This is a genomic window from Streptomyces sp. KR55, from assembly GCF_052245645.1.
In the GTDB taxonomy this organism is placed as follows: Bacteria; Actinomycetota; Actinomycetes; order Streptomycetales; family Streptomycetaceae; genus Streptomyces; species Streptomyces flavusporus.
This window is the reverse complement of the sequence record NZ_JBQQCE010000074.1, coordinates 1-14,201: the sequence shown is the minus strand read 5'-3', so window position 1 is coordinate 14,201 and position 14,201 is coordinate 1. Positions and strand designations below refer to the sequence as shown.

The 14,201-nt window shown below is 68.5% G+C and carries 10 protein-coding genes; 4 read left to right on the top strand and 6 right to left on the bottom strand.

What is annotated here, in order from left to right; all coding sequences use genetic code 11:
* Window positions 1-7: 7 nt before the first annotated feature.
* The 6 genes from ACTWQJ_RS13710 to ACTWQJ_RS13685 all read right to left on the bottom strand — a co-directional run bounded on the left by ACTWQJ_RS13710 (window position 8) and on the right by ACTWQJ_RS13685 (window position 9,975).
* A complete protein-coding gene (locus ACTWQJ_RS13710; protein ID WP_443306910.1) occupies window positions 8-1,069 on the bottom strand; it encodes an ABC transporter ATP-binding protein in 1,062 nt (353 codons plus the stop codon).
* 15 nt (window positions 1,070-1,084) lie between these two features.
* Window positions 1,085-2,062: an ABC transporter permease gene (locus ACTWQJ_RS13705; protein WP_443306909.1), complete on the bottom strand. Its 978-nt coding sequence runs from the start codon at window positions 2,060-2,062 to the stop codon at window positions 1,085-1,087.
* Window positions 2,063-2,161: 99 nt separating this feature from the next.
* Window positions 2,162-3,955, bottom strand: a complete 1,794-nt coding sequence (locus ACTWQJ_RS13700) for an ABC transporter substrate-binding protein (RefSeq protein ID WP_443306908.1) — start codon at window positions 3,953-3,955, stop codon at window positions 2,162-2,164.
* 101 nt (window positions 3,956-4,056) lie between these two features.
* A complete protein-coding gene (locus ACTWQJ_RS13695) occupies window positions 4,057-5,103 on the bottom strand; it encodes an ABC transporter permease (protein ID WP_385510781.1) in 1,047 nt (348 codons plus the stop codon).
* Window positions 5,104-5,472: 369 nt separating this feature from the next.
* Entirely contained in the window at window positions 5,473-7,380 is a 1,908-nt protein-coding gene (gene typA, locus ACTWQJ_RS13690; RefSeq protein ID WP_443306907.1) for a translational GTPase TypA, read from the bottom strand.
* Window positions 7,381-7,773: 393 nt separating this feature from the next.
* Window positions 7,774-9,975: an ABC transporter family substrate-binding protein gene (locus ACTWQJ_RS13685; protein WP_443306906.1), complete on the bottom strand. Its 2,202-nt coding sequence runs from the start codon at window positions 9,973-9,975 to the stop codon at window positions 7,774-7,776.
* 297 nt (window positions 9,976-10,272) lie between these two features.
* Here ACTWQJ_RS13685 and ACTWQJ_RS13680 point away from each other — a divergent pair, with 297 nt between their 5' ends.
* From ACTWQJ_RS13680 to ACTWQJ_RS13665, 4 genes are read left to right on the top strand one after another with little or no spacing between them, the layout of a single operon-like run.
* Complete coding sequence (locus ACTWQJ_RS13680) at window positions 10,273-10,563, top strand: hypothetical protein (protein WP_224734923.1); 291 nt, start codon at window positions 10,273-10,275, stop codon at window positions 10,561-10,563.
* Window positions 10,564-10,599: 36 nt separating this feature from the next.
* Window positions 10,600-11,436 (top strand): hypothetical protein, encoded by an 837-nt coding sequence (locus tag ACTWQJ_RS13675; protein WP_443306905.1) that lies wholly within the window; start codon window positions 10,600-10,602, stop codon window positions 11,434-11,436.
* 17 nt (window positions 11,437-11,453) lie between these two features.
* Window positions 11,454-13,391: a fumarate reductase/succinate dehydrogenase flavoprotein subunit gene (locus ACTWQJ_RS13670; protein WP_443306904.1), complete on the top strand. Its 1,938-nt coding sequence runs from the start codon at window positions 11,454-11,456 to the stop codon at window positions 13,389-13,391.
* On the top strand, window positions 13,388-14,155 hold the full coding sequence (locus tag ACTWQJ_RS13665; protein WP_443306903.1) for a succinate dehydrogenase/fumarate reductase iron-sulfur subunit: 768 nt from the start codon (window positions 13,388-13,390) through the stop codon (window positions 14,153-14,155). Before ACTWQJ_RS13670 ends, ACTWQJ_RS13665 begins: the two co-directional genes overlap by 4 nt.
* Window positions 14,156-14,201: the final 46 nt, after the last annotated feature.

Genomic DNA, 14,201 nt, shown 5'->3' with positions numbered 1-14,201 from the left:
GTTCTCCCTAGCGCAGCCGGGGCTGGATCTCGTCGATGAAGATGGTCTGCTTCTGCTCGGCCGTGAGGTGGCACGCGGAGTCACGGCCCTCGCCCAGCGGCGGCCGTACGTCCGTGCAGAGGGTGCCCGACACCTTGTCCTTGAAGGCGCAGCGCGGGTGGAAGGGACAGCCCGACGGCGGGTTGAGCAGGGAGGGCGGGGTGCCCGGGATCGGCGTCAGCTCCGTGTGGATGTCGCCGTCCAGACGCGGCATGGAGCTGAGCAGGCCCCAGGTGTACGGGTGCTTCGGGGTGCGCAGCACCTCCTTGACGCTGCCGCGCTCCACGGCCCGGCCGGCGTACATCACCAGCAGGTCGTCGGCCATGTTGGAGATGACGCCGAGGTCGTGGGTGATGAAGATGATCGCGGAGCCGAACTCCTGCTGGAGGTCCTTGAGCAGGTCCAGGATCTGCGCCTGCACGGTCACGTCGAGCGCGGTGGTCGGCTCGTCGGCGATCAGCAGGTCGGGGTCGCACATCAGTGCCATGGCGATCATCGCGCGCTGGCGCATACCGCCGGAGAACTGGTGCGGATAGTCGTCGAAGCGCACCTTGGGCTGCGGAATGCCGACCTTCTCCAGCATCTGGATCGCCCGGTCCTTGGCCTCCTTCTTGGAGGCGCCGGTGTGCTTCATGTACGGCTCGGACAGCTGGCGGCCCACCGTGTAGTACGGGGAGAGGGCGGTCAGCGGGTCCTGGAAGATCATCGCCATCTTGTTGCCGCGGAGCTTCTCCAGCTCCTTCTCGGTGGCGGTGACGAGTTCCTTGCCGTCGAGGACGATCTCGCCGTCGATGGTGGTGGTCCGCGGGTTGTGCAGGCCGAGGATCGTCAGGTTGGTGACGGACTTGCCGGAGCCGGACTCGCCGACGATGCCCAGGGTCTTACCGCGCTCGACGTCGAAGGAGAGGCCGTCGACCGCCTTGACGATGCCGTCCTCGGTGGAGAACTGCACCCGCAGGTCACGGACCGAGAGGAAGCTCTCGGGCCCGGTCGGGGCCGGGGCGTCCTCGGTCTTGGTCAGTGTGGTCACGGTGGTTCGTTCTTCCTAGGAGAGCCGGACGCGCGGGTCGATCCAGGCGTACACGATGTCGACGAGGATGTTCAGGAGCAGGATGACGAAGGCTCCGACCAACATGACGCCCATCGTCAGCGGGAGGTCCTTGTTGACCGCGCCGTCCACCGCGAGGCGTCCGATGCCCTGGAGGGAGAAGGTCAGTTCGGTGACCACGCCGCCGCCGAGCAGCGAGCTGAGGTCGATGCCGAGGACGGTGACGATCGGGATGAGCGAACCGCGCCAGGCGTAGCGGAAGAAGACGTACCGCTTCGGCATGCCCTTGGCCCGGGCGGTGCGCACGTGCTCCTCGGCGAGCTGCTCGACGAGGGAGGCGCGCGCCATACGCGTGTACTGGGCGGTGAAGATGGTGGCCATCACGACCATGGGAATCCACAGCCCGGCGAGCCAGCCGAACGGATCCTCCGTGAACGGCACGTACTTGGGGTCCTCCACCCAGCCGGTGCTGTACACGAAGATCAGCAGCACGATGGGGCCGAGGAAGTAGATCTGGAACGAGCTGAGCACCATGGACGCGCCGGTGGCGACCTTGTCGATCGCGGAGCCGCGCCGGTAGGCGGCGAGCATTCCCGCGCCGATGCCGACGGTCAGGAAGACGACCATGGCGCCGACCGTCAGCGAGATGGTCAGCGGGAAGCGGTCCATGATCGTGTCCCAGACCATGTCGCCCGAGTAGAACGACTGGCCGAGGCACGGGGCGGCACAGTGGGCGTCGGGGAAGTCACGGCCGACGACGATTCCCGACATGAAGTCCCAGAACTGCTGGGCCACTGGCAGGTTGAGGCCGAGGGCCTCACGGATGTCCTCCAGTCTCGCGGGCGAGCAGTCCCTGCCACAGGCCAGAGAGGCGTAGTCGGATGGCGCCGCGACGAAGAGGAAGAAGGTTGCGGCGCCGATGAGAAACAGGGTGACGACGGCACCGACAGTGCGCCGGATGATGAACTGAAGCATGGCGGGAAGGCTGCTCTCTGCGGAGACGGTGGGAGGTTTGCGCGGAACCGCGGGGGTGCGCTCCGCCTGGTGCGCACCCCCGCGATCAGCCGTAGAGAGTTACGACTTCAGGAACAGTCGGGTGACGTCGATGTAGCTGGACTCGGTGCTGTAGCGGGCACCGCCGATGTTCGAGCCGTAGAGCTGCAGCTGCTTGGTGTACCACAGCGGAGCGGCCGGGTTGACCTCTTCCAGGATGTAGTGGTGCGCCTCGATCCAGGTCTTCGCCGCCTCGGTGGGCTCCTGGGTCAGGGCCTTCTTGATCAGCTCCTGGACCTTCGGGTCGTCGATGTGCGAGTAGTTGGGCGAACCCTCGGCGATCTGGTCACCGTCGTAGACCGGCGTGACGACCGTGGCCGGGGACGGCCAGTCCTGGCCCCAGCCGGAGATGTAGATGTCGTACGGGTTGTCGAGCTTGCCGATCTGCTCGTAGTAGCTCGCGGCGTCGACCTCCTTGGAGACGACGTCGAAGCCGACCTTGGTCAGCGCGTCCTCGACGGCGACCTTGCGCTTCTGACCCTGCTCGCTGTTCGCGTAGGCGAAGACGAGCTTCTTCTCGGCGGCCGGGACGTCCTTCAGGAGCTCCTCGGCCTTCGCGATGTTGCCCTGCGGCGTCTTCAGCCGGCCGTACGGGTCGTAGCTCGCCTCGTAGCCCGGCAGGGTCGGGGCGAACAGGTTCGGGGCCACGTCGCCACCGTAGGCGCCGCCCTCACCGGCGATCAGCGACTTGGAGTTCACCGCGTAGGTGATGGCGTCGCGGACGGCCTTGTTCTTGACCCGGTCCAGGTTGAAGTTCAGCACCTGGACGTAGGGCTGGTAGCCCTTGATCGTGCGCTTGTTGACGACCGCGTCACCGACGACGTCCTGGATCTGGGTGGACTCGACGCTGCCCGTGAGCTGGATGGCGCTCTTGGAGTCGCCCTGGTCGGCGATCAGACGCTTGGTCTGGGTCGACTCGGTGATGCCGAACTGCATGTCGAAACCGTCGACGTACTGGTGACGGACGGAGTCGGTCTTCGGGTCCCACTGGTCGTTCTTGACCAGCTTGAGGGACTTGCCGATCTTGTACTCGGCGATCTTGTACGGGCCGGTGGCGACCGGGGCCTTGTCGTACTTCTCCTTCGTGTCGGTCTCCTCCGGAACGATGGAGTAGCCCGGCATGGCCAGCGTCTGCGGCAGGTCCGGACGCGCCGTGTCGAAGTGGAAGACGACCGTCTTGTCGTCCGGGGTCTCCAGGACCGAGTCCGGCAGGTGCTTGCTGCCGTAGCCGCCGTCCGGCAGTGCCTTGCGGTAGTCCGCGCCGCTCAGCCAGGTCTGCAGGTACGTCGGGCCGTCGAAGATGAACTCGGCGTACTGGCGCTCGACGGTGTGGCGGACGTCGGCGGAGGTGATCTCCTTGCCGTTCTGGTCCTTGATGCCGTCCTTGAGCGTGAACGTCCAGGTCTTGCCGCCGTCTGAGGACTTGCCGGAGTCGGTCGCGAGGTCACCCACGACGGAGACGCCGCCCTTGCCGTCCTCCTCGAAGTTCGTCAGCCCGCGGAAGAGCAGGTTGGCGACCTGACCGGCGTCGGAGACGTAGATCTGACCCGGGTCCAGGTGGGACAGGCCCGCCTCCTGGTAGACGGTGATCGTGCCGCCGCTCTTGGCGCCGGGGACCTCCTCGGCCGGGCCGGTCGAGGCCGCGGCGTCGGCGTAGGTGACCGCCTTCGACTGGGTTTTGGCCTCCTCCTGGTCCTTCTTGGAGTCCTTGTTGGAGCTCGTGCCCGTGTTCTCCGAGCAGCCCGTGAGCGCGAGGGAGCCGGCCGCGATGGCGACCACTATGGCGCGCGCTCTGCGCGAGGTGAACGACTTCATAGCGGTGAATGCACCTACCTGTCGGTTGTTATCCATGAGTACTGCCTGACGCGGCTGGTAGGCCGTCGCGGGGGCGGCAGTCACCCCCCACCAATGGACGATTACCGCCCGGACTTGGGGTCGAAGGCATCCCGTACGGAGTCTCCGAGGAGGTTGAAGCACAGGATGAAGATCACCAGCGCCACCCCGGGGAAGAACATGAACGCCGGGTCCTGCTCGGCGTACTTGGCGCCGGCGGCGAACAGTCGTCCCCAGTCCGGGGTCGGCTCGACGAAACCGACACCGGCGAAGGAGAGGAAGGCGATGGTGAGGATGGTGCTGGGCAGCTGGTACGTGAACTGGATCAGGATCGGCGAGACGATGTTCGGCAGGATCTCCTTGCGGACGATGCGCCCCGGGGATGCGCCGGCGACCTTGGCGGCCTCGACGAACTCCCGCTCACGCAGCGACAGCACGGTGGAGCGGACGATACGCGCCATGCCCATCCAGCCCAGCAGCCACAGCACGATCAGGATCGCCAACGCGCGGAAGTACGTGGGGGTCTCCTCCCGCGGGTCCACGAAGAACGCGGTCACGACGGGCATGAAGGCGATGAAGAACAGCTGCTGCGGGAACGAGAGGAAGAAGTCGGTGACCCGGCCGAGCCAGTAGTCGGTCCGGCCGCCGAAGTAGCCGCCGACCATGCCGATGATGATGCCGGTCAGCATCAGCAGCGTGGTCACGCCCAGCGCCATGAACAGCGAGGTGCGCATGCCGTACACCAGCATGGCGAACAGATCACGGCCGTACTGCGGCTCCACACCGAACCAGTGGTCCGCCGAGACTCCGCCGAAGTAGCCCAGCGGCAGCCCGAAGTCGTCCAGCACGGGCTGGTCCGCGTACGTGGGGTCCTGGCCGTACAGGGTGTACGGGTTGGTGCCGCTGATCGCGGTGAGCAGCGGGGCGCACAGCGCGACGACGAAGTAGAAAATCACTACGCCGGCACAGAACATCCCTGTACGGTCACGCTTGAAGCGCTGCCACATCAACTGCCCGGGGGAACGACCCTCAAGCTTCTTGGCACCCTTGGCGACTTCCGAGGTCGCCGCGAGCTCTGGGTCCAAGGCGACCGCGGACCCCGAGTCCTCGGCCTTGGTTGGACTGGTCATGTGTGTTCTTCCCCCGGGGGGTTGGAGAGTTGAGCGCAGCACAGATACCGGCAGGTTCTGTGGTTTGGGGGAACTTTCGCCAAGTGCATCAACGCGCGTCAAGGGCGGAAGACACAGGGATCTCCCTACCGCCCATTTTTTGAGCAAAAATTGCAAAGATTGACACCTGCGCGCGCTTGACAGGTGAAACGGTAAATCGGCGAATCGGGCATACCGGGAGGGATTTTTGTTTACATGTCCGAAACTTGATCGCCGAGGCACCGATATGCGAACAGCACTCCAAAGGCATCCGAAAGCCGTCTGAACGCGACGACCCGGCCCCTCCCCAGGGGAAGGACCGGGTCTTTCCGACGTGCCGGTGAAGGGGCGTCAGCCGTGCTTGGCGCGGCTCGCGGCGCGGGCCCGCTCACGGGCGTCCAGGTTCACCTTGCGGATGCGAACGGCCTCCGGGGTCACCTCGACGCACTCGTCGTCGCGGCAGAACTCCAGCGACTGTTCCAGCGACAGCTTGCGCGGCGGGACGATCGACTCGGTCACATCGGCCGTGGAAGAGCGCATGTTGGTGAGCTTCTTCTCCTTGGTGATGTTGACGTCCATGTCGTCGGAGCGGGAGTTCTCGCCGACGATCATGCCCTCGTACACCTCGGTGCCCGGCTCCACGAAGAGCACGCCGCGCTCCTGAAGGTTCGTCATCGCGAAGGCGGTGACGGCACCGGAGCGGTCGGCGACGAGCGAGCCGTTGTTACGGGTCTGGAGGGCGCCGAACCACGGCTCGAAGCCCTCGTGGATCGAGTGGGCGATGCCCGTACCGCGGGTCTGGGTGAGGAATTCCGTCCGGAAACCGATCAGACCGCGGGACGGGACCACGAACTCCATACGGACCCAGCCCGAGCCGTGGTTGGACATGTTGTCCATCCGGCCCTTGCGGACACCCATGAGCTGCGTGACGGCACCCATGTGCTCCTCGGGCACGTCGATCGTCATCCGCTCGACCGGCTCGTACGTCTTGCCGTCGACATCCTTGGTGACGACCTGGGGCTTGCCGACGGTCAGCTCGTAGCCCTCGCGGCGCATGGTCTCGACGAGGATGGCCAGCGCCAGCTCACCGCGGCCCTGCACCTCCCAGGCGTCCGGACGCTCGGTGTCGAGGACGCGGAGCGAGACGTTGCCGATCAGCTCGCGGTCCAGGCGGTCCTTGACCTGACGGGCCGTCACCTTGCGGTCCTTCACGGCCGCCTTGTTGTCGGCGCCCTTGCCGGTGGCGCCACGGCCGACCAGCGGGGAGGTGTTGGTGCCGATGACCATCGAGATCGCGGGCTCGTCGACCGTGATCAGCGGCAGCGCGACCGGGTTCTCGGTGTCGGCCAGGGTCTCGCCGATCATGATGTCCGGGATACCGGCGACCGCGCAGATGTCACCGGGGCCGGCCTTCTCCGCCGGGCCGCGGGTGAGCGCCTCGGTCATCAGCAGCTCGGAGATACGGACGTTGTGCACACTGCCGTCGCGCTTCATCCAGGCCACCGTCTGGCCCTTGCGCAGCTCGCCCTGCTGGACGCGCAGCAGCGCGATACGGCCGAGGAAGTTGTCGGCGTCGAGGTTGGTGACGTGGGCCTGGAGCGGGGCGCCCTCGTCGTAGGTCGGGGCCGGGATGTGCTCCAGGATCGTGGAGAAGAACGGCTCCAGGCTGTCGCTGTCTGCCGGGACCGTGCCGTCCTGCGGCTTGGTCAGCGAGGCGATGCCGTCGCGGCCGCAGGCGTAGACGATCGGGAACTCGATCTGGTCCTCGTCGGCGTCCAGGTCGAGGAAGAGGTCGTAGGTCTCGTTGACGACCTCGTCGATCCGCGAGTCCGGGCGGTCCGTCTTGTTGATGCAGAGGATGACGGGCAGCCGCTGCTGGAGGGCCTTGCGCAGCACGAAGCGGGTCTGCGGCAGCGGGCCCTCGGAGGCGTCCACCAGCAGGACGACGCCGTCGACCATCGACAGACCGCGCTCGACCTCGCCACCGAAGTCGGCGTGGCCGGGGGTGTCGATGATGTTGATGGTGATCGGGTCCCCGCCGGCCTTCGGGTGGTACTTGACCGCCGTGTTCTTGGCGAGGATCGTGATGCCCTTCTCACGCTCCAGGTCGTTCGAGTCCATCATGCGGTCGTCGACGGAGTCGAGCTGGTGCGCGGCGAAGGCACCGGCCTGCTTGAGCATCGCGTCGACGATGGTGGTCTTGCCGTGGTCGACGTGGGCGACGATGGCGACGTTGCGGATGTCGTGGCGCGTGGCCATGGTGTGGCGTACTCCCGGAGTGGTGAGGACGGCCTGCGCGTACGTCTGTGTTACGCGGGCCCTGCCGGGCTTGACACGCCACGGCCTCACCCCATGGTACGGGGCCGCCGGGTTGGGGGCTGGGTGGGATGCATCGGTGCAGGTCAGTGGGCTTGGGGCTGGCCGCCGCCGGTGCTTGGGGGGTCGGTCGCGCAGCCCGGCGCTTACGAGGTGCCGGCCGCGCCCACCCTCCCCCACTCTCGGCTTCGCTCGAGCGGGGGGACCCCCATCGCCCTGGGGGTCCCCCAGGCCCTTAAGGCAGTGGGGGAGGCACGCATGCCCGCGGACTGACGAGGTGGCGGGGCGCCGGCCGCGCGACCCTGTGGCGGCCCCAAGCGGCACGACTGCCCGCGGTTACGAAGGGCCGGCTGCCGGCCGCGCGTTCTTCTTCAAGAAGCCCATGTCCTCGTACACCGGCGTCGCGAAGCCGAAGGCGCCCGTGTTGGCGAGGTTCTTTCTTGCGGCGATCAGTTGGGGGCGTTGGTAGAGGGGGATGGAGCCGGCGGCTGCCCAGATGCGGGCGTCGGCCTTGCGGACCAGGTCGCGGGACTCCTCCTGGTCGAGAGTCGCGACGGCCTGGTCGAAGAGCTGGTCGACCTGGTCGGTGCCGACCCGGGTGTAGTTCTGCTCGACGGTGAGGGAGCCGTCGGCGGCCGGGACCGGCTTGGCGTAGATGGGGCGGGCGTCGGTGGCGGGGAAGGCGGACGCGGGCCAGGAGTACAGGGCGAGGTCGTACTCGCCGGAGGCGATGTGGTCCTTGAAGTAGCTCTCCTCGGGGACCTTTGTCGTCTCGGTGTGGATGCCGACCCGTTCCAGCATGCGTGAGATGCGGTCGGCGACCGTGTGCAGCGCCCGGGAGCCCGGCCCGGAGGGGAGCACGAAGCGCAGGGTGAGCGGCCGGCCGTCCTTGGCGAGGGGACCGGCCGGTGCGCCCGCGGGGGCGGCGGTGCCCTTGGGGGCGTACGCGCCGGGTGCCCCGCCGCTCTGGTGGTGCTGCTTGCCGTCCTGGGCGAGCTGGCGGCGGTACTCCTCGGCCTCCTCGAGCTCGGCGTCCGTGCGGCCCTTGTTGTCCTCGCCGACGATGTACGTGCCGTCCTCGTCGGTGGGATTCCCGGTGGCCGTCTCCCCTTCCGGCCCCGCCGCGTTCTCCTTCTTCTGTTTCTTGACCGGTCCGCCCGGTACCCACCCGGCGTCCGCGAGCAGCGCCTGCGCCTCGTCGGTGTCCTGGCCGCCGAGCGCACCGCTGCTGTCGGCGTAGGCGGCCTGGCCGGCCAGGGCGAGGTGGGAGCCGACCGGCTCGGCGGGCAGGCCCAGCGGCTTGAGGACGGCCTTCGCCAGTGCCTCCCGGTCGAGGGCGCGGGCCACGGCCCGGCGGACCCGTTCGTCGGCGAGCGGACCGTCGGCGCCGTTGAGGGCGAGCTGGGTGTAGGCCGGTTCCAGGGACTTGCGGACCTCGAAGCCGCGCAGGGTCCGCGCGGCGTCGGCGGCGGACCGGCTGCCCTGCGCGCGGGAGCCGCTCTCCTCGTCGCCGGTGGTCTCGTCGGAGCCGCTCGGGTCGGCCGAGGGGCTCGGCGCCTTGGGGTCGTCGGTGTTCCGGCCGCCGCCCTGGCGGGACGCGCCGGTGCCGCCCGGCCCGGCGGCGAGGGCGATGCGCCGGGCCGCGGGGGCGTCGATCTCGGCGAGGTCGACCGCGCCGGCGGCCAGCGCGGCGGAGCGCTCCTCGCGCGGTACGGCCCGCAGCACGATCTCGGAGAGCTTGACCGGGTCGCCCCACCAGCGCGGATTGCGGGCGAGGGTGACCTCGTCGTCCTTGCGGTCGGCCTCCCGCACGGTGAAGGGCCCGGCAGTGACCTTGAGCTTCTTGCGGGCCCCGTCGTTGAAGGAGTCGGGCGTGCCCATGACCTCCTTGGGGTACAGCGGCGAGAACAGCGACTGCCAGTCGGCGTAGGGCCGGGTGAAGGTGACCTTGACCTCGAGGTCGTTGGCGCCGCGCTCGATCCGCTCGATGCGGTCGTACCCCGCGTTGCGGGCGGTCCAGTAGGCGGTGTCCTTGCCGGACAGGGCGCGCCACTGGGCGGCGAAGTCCGCGGCACCGATCTCGCGGCCGTCGCTCCAGACGGCCTGCTGGTGGAGCTTGTAGAGGACGACCTGCCGGGGCTCGGTGTCCACGACCTCGGCGGATTCGAGATAGTCGGGGTTGATCTCCGGTCGGCCGCTCTCGTTCAGCCGGTACATCGACGGCAGGACGGCCTGGGCGATACGGCTGGTGGTCGCGTCGGCGTCGGCCTGGAAGGTGTTCAGGGTCTCCGGTACGGCGTCCACGGCCCAGCGCAGGGTGCCGCCGTCGGCGACCTGGGACCGGGCGGCGGGGGCGATGTCCTGGCCGGCCAGGGGCTTGCCGGCCGGGTCCTCGGAGCTGCACCCAGCCAGGGCGGTCACCGCGAGCGCTCCCGCGGTGAGGAAGGCGACCGGGCGCATGACCGCGCCGGGCCCTCTCGTCGCGCGGCAGGCGGGAGATTGACGAGCGGGCCTGGGTCCGACGCCGTCGTGGGACATCTCTGGTTACCTCCGGGAGCCGCGGGGGTTACGATCACTTTTGGTGGTATATGGAGCTGATCAGATGTATTAAGCGGTATGCCGTCACTGAAGAGGAAAGGGTTCGGCAACACAGGGCGACACGGCGGCGACGGCCCGAAAGCCCACTCGTGTGGCGCAACGCACCACGGGGTGCACCCACACGCCTCGGCCAATCGGTGCACGTCCCTTCCCAGCGGCCGGTGTGACGCGCAACACTCGCAGGCGCATGACCGTTGCCACCCACGGCCGCACAGCCGACGGAAGTGAGGTCACGTCATGTCCGTGCACGACGAACTGATGTCAGTCCAGCGGTGTCTCGACGACATGTCCCGGTCGGTGAACCGCCTGGAACAGCAGCTCGGCAGCGGCGGGCTCGACATACGGCGGGTCCGCACCGACTGCGAGCACCTGCGTGAGAGCGTCGCGCTGCTGCGCGAGGCGACGCACGCCTCGCCCTCGGCCCGGCGCCCCGAGCTCGTCACGATCTCCGACGCCCCCTACGACTACTCCCTGTGGACGGACTCGGACGACGAGGGTCTCGGCGCCCGCGACCGGCACGCACCCTGAGCCGCCTCAGCATCCCGAACCGACCGGAGTCATACGTTGGCCACTGGTACGGAACCCACAACCACAGATCCCCATCCGCCCGGCGGCGGCGTCCGCGCCGCCCCGCGCGCCGCGATCGCCGCTCCGCATCTGCGCACCGACCGCTGGTGGCTGGCGCCGGCCGCGACCGCCGTCGGGCTGCTCGCCTTCGTCGTGTACTCGACCTGGCGGGCCTTCGCGAACGCCGACTACTACGCGGCCCCGTACGTCTCGCCCTTCTACTCCCCCTGTCTGGCGGAGAACTGCGAGCCGATGAAGGCGGGCCCCAACTGGGAGATCTTCGGCAGCTGGTGGGGGATCTCCCCCGCGATCATCATCCTGATCTTCCCGCTCGGCTTCCGCCTGACCTGCTACTACTACCGCAAGGCCTACTACCGGGGCTTCTGGGCGTCCCCGCCGGCCTGCGCGGTGGCCGAGCCGCACAAGAAGTACACCGGCGAGACCCGCTTCCCGCTGATCCTGCAGAACATCCACCGGTACTTCTTCTACGCGGCGATCCCGGTGGCCGGCATCCTGACCTACGACACCGTGCTCGCGTTCCGCGACGAGCACTACGACTGGGGCCACATGGGCCTCGGCACCGTCGTGTTCCTGGTCAACATCGTGCTGATCTGGGCGTACACCCTCTCCTGCCACTCCTGCCGGCACATCGTGGGCGGCAAGCTCAAGCACTTCTCCAAACACCCCGTGCGCTACCGGATGTGGCAGTGGGTCGGGAAGCTGAACGCCCGCCACATGCTGCTCGCCTGGACGTCGTTGGTGAGCGTCGCGCTCGCCGACTTCTACGTCTATCTCGTCGCGTCCGGTGTCTTCGACGATCCGCGCTTCTTCTAGATGAGTGGGGCCTTCTGATGTCCGTGGTGGAGCGACAGGAGTGGGACGTCGTCGTGGTCGGCGCGGGCGGCGCCGGGCTGCGGGCCGCGATCGAGGCGCGCGAGCGGGGCGCCCGTACGGCCGTGATCTGCAAGTCGCTGTTCGGCAAGGCGCACACGGTGATGGCCGAGGGCGGTATCGCCGCCGCGATGGCCAACGCGAACCCGCACGACAACTGGCAGGTGCACTTCCGTGACACCCTGCGCGGCGGCAAGTTCCTCAACCAGTGGCGGATGGCCGAGCTGCATGCGCAGGAGGCCCCCGACCGGGTGTGGGAGCTGGAGACCTGGGGCGCCCTGTTCGACCGTACGAAGGACGGCCGGATCTCGCAGCGCAACTTCGGCGGCCACGAGTATCCGCGCCTGGCCCATGTCGGCGACCGCACGGGTCTCGAGCTGATCCGCACCCTCCAGCAGAAGATCGTCGCACTCCAGCAGGAGGACCACCGTGAGACCGGCGACTACGAGTCCCGGCTGAAGGTGTTCCAGGAGTGCACGGTCACCCGCGTGCTGAAGGACGGTGGGAAGGTCTCGGGTGTCTTCGCCTACGAGCGTGAGTCCGGCCGTTTCTTCGTCCTGGAGGCCCCCGCGGTCGTGATCGCCACGGGCGGCATCGGCAAGTCCTTCAAGGTCACGTCGAACTCGTGGGAGTACACCGGCGACGGCCACGCGCTGGCCCTGCTGGCGGGCGCTCCCCTGCTGAACATGGAGTTCGTGCAGTTCCACCCGACGGGGATGGTCTGGCCGCCCTCGGTGAAGGGCATCCTCGTCACCGAGTCGGTGCGCGGCGACGGCGGGGTGCTCAGGAACTCCGACGGCAAGCGGTTCATGTTCGACTACATCCCGGACGTCTTCAAGGAGAAGTACGCCGAGACCGAGGACGAGGCCGACCGCTGGTACGACGACCCGGACAACAACCGGCGTCCCCCGGAGCTGCTCCCCCGCGACGAGGTGGCCCGGGCCATCAACGCCGAGGTCAAGGAGGGCCGCGGCTCCCCGCACGGCGGTGTCTTCCTGGATGTGTCGACGCGGATGCCCGCCGAGGTGATCACACGCCGGCTGCCGTCGATGTACCACCAGTTCAAGGAGCTGGCCGACGTCGACATCACGGCCGAGGCGATGGAGGTCGGGCCCACCTGCCACTACGTGATGGGCGGTATCGCCGTCGACTCCGACACCGCGGCGGCACGCGGGGTGCCGGGGCTGTACGCGGCCGGTGAGGTGGCCGGCGGGATGCACGGCTCCAACCGGCTCGGCGGCAACTCGCTGTCCGACCTGCTGGTGTTCGGCCGCCGGGCGGGACTGCACGCCGCCGAGTACGCGACGGGGGCGGCGGATCGTCCGCGGGTGGACGACGTCCAGGTGGACGCCGCGGCCGCGGAGGCACTGCGCCCGTTTTCGGCCGAGGCGGAGGCGCAGGAGCCGGCCGGAGGGCCGCCGGAGAACCCGTACACCCTCCACCAGGAACTCCAGCAGACGATGAACGACCTGGTCGGCATCATCCGCCGTGAGCCGGAGATGAAGCAGGCCCTGGAGAAGCTGGCCGAGCTGCGGGTACGGGCCCGGCGGGCGGGCGTCGAGGGCCACCGCCAGTTCAATCCGGGCTGGCACCTCGCTCTGGACCTGCGGAACATGCTGCTGGTCAGCGAGTGCGTGGCGCGGGCCGCGCTGGAGCGCACGGAGTCGCGCGGCGGCCACACCCGCGAGGACCATCCGACGATGGACCGCCGGTGGCGCCGTATCAACCTGCTCTGCCGACTCACCGACCCCACGGGCGGGCTGGCGGCCACGGACCCCGTCCGCGGCCAGATCGCCCTCACCCGCGAGACCACCGAACCCATCCGTCCCGACCTGCTCGCCCTCTTCGACAAGGAGGAGCTGGTCAAGTACCTCGCCGAAGAGGAGCTCTACGAATGAGCAGCTACGAGGCGCGCTTCAAGGTGTGGCGCGGGGACGCCGACGGGGGCGGCCTGGAGGACTTCAAGGTCGAGGTGAACGACGGAGAGGTGGTCCTGGACATCATCCACCGCCTCCAGGCCACCCAGGCCCCCGACCTGGCCGTGCGCTGGAACTGCAAGGCGGGCAAGTGCGGTTCGTGCTCGGCGGAGATCAACGGGCGGCCCCGGCTGCTGTGCATGACCCGGATGTCGGTGTTCGACCGCGAGGAGACGATCACCGTCACTCCGCTGCGGGCCTTCCCGGTCGTACGGGATCTCGTCACCGACGTCGGCTTCAACTACGCCAAGGCGCGTGAGGTCCCGGCGTTTGTGCCGCCCGCCGGGCTCGGGCCGGGCGAGTACCGCATGATGCAGGAGGACGTGGACCGGTCACAGGAGTTCCGTAAGTGCATCGAGTGCTTCCTGTGCCAGGACACCTGCCATGTGGTCCGTGACCACGAGGAGAACAAGCAGGCGTTCGCCGGGCCGCGTTTCCTGATGCGGGTCGCCGAACTGGACATGCACCCGCTGGACGCGGCGGCGGACACAGGGCTCGACCGCAAGCGCACCGCCCAGGACGAACACGGCCTCGGCTACTGCAACATCACCAAGTGCTGTACGGAGGTCTGCCCCGAGGGCATCAAGATCACGGACAATGCGCTGATCCCGCTGAAGGAACGGGCCGTGGACCGCAAGTACGACCCGCTCGTGTGGCTCGGCGACAAGATCCGTCGCCGGTCCTAGGGCCTGTCCGGCGGATCAGGCTGCAGGGAAGCCACGGCGCCTGATC

Coding starts and splice junctions, on each gene's coding strand:
- ACTWQJ_RS13665 (WP_443306903.1), top strand. CDS start 13,388: ATGAGCAGCTACGAGGCGCGCTTCAAGGTGTGGCGCGGGGACGCCGAC.
- ACTWQJ_RS13700 (WP_443306908.1), bottom strand. CDS start 3,955: ATGAAGTCGTTCACCTCGCGCAGAGCGCGCGCCATAGTGGTCGCCATC.
- ACTWQJ_RS13685 (WP_443306906.1), bottom strand. CDS start 9,975: ATGTCCCACGACGGCGTCGGACCCAGGCCCGCTCGTCAATCTCCCGCC.
- ACTWQJ_RS13695 (WP_385510781.1), bottom strand. CDS start 5,103: ATGACCAGTCCAACCAAGGCCGAGGACTCGGGGTCCGCGGTCGCCTTG.
- typA (WP_443306907.1), bottom strand. CDS start 7,380: ATGGCCACGCGCCACGACATCCGCAACGTCGCCATCGTCGCCCACGTC.
- ACTWQJ_RS13680 (WP_224734923.1), top strand. CDS start 10,273: ATGTCCGTGCACGACGAACTGATGTCAGTCCAGCGGTGTCTCGACGAC.
- ACTWQJ_RS13705 (WP_443306909.1), bottom strand. CDS start 2,062: ATGCTTCAGTTCATCATCCGGCGCACTGTCGGTGCCGTCGTCACCCTG.
- ACTWQJ_RS13670 (WP_443306904.1), top strand. CDS start 11,454: ATGTCCGTGGTGGAGCGACAGGAGTGGGACGTCGTCGTGGTCGGCGCG.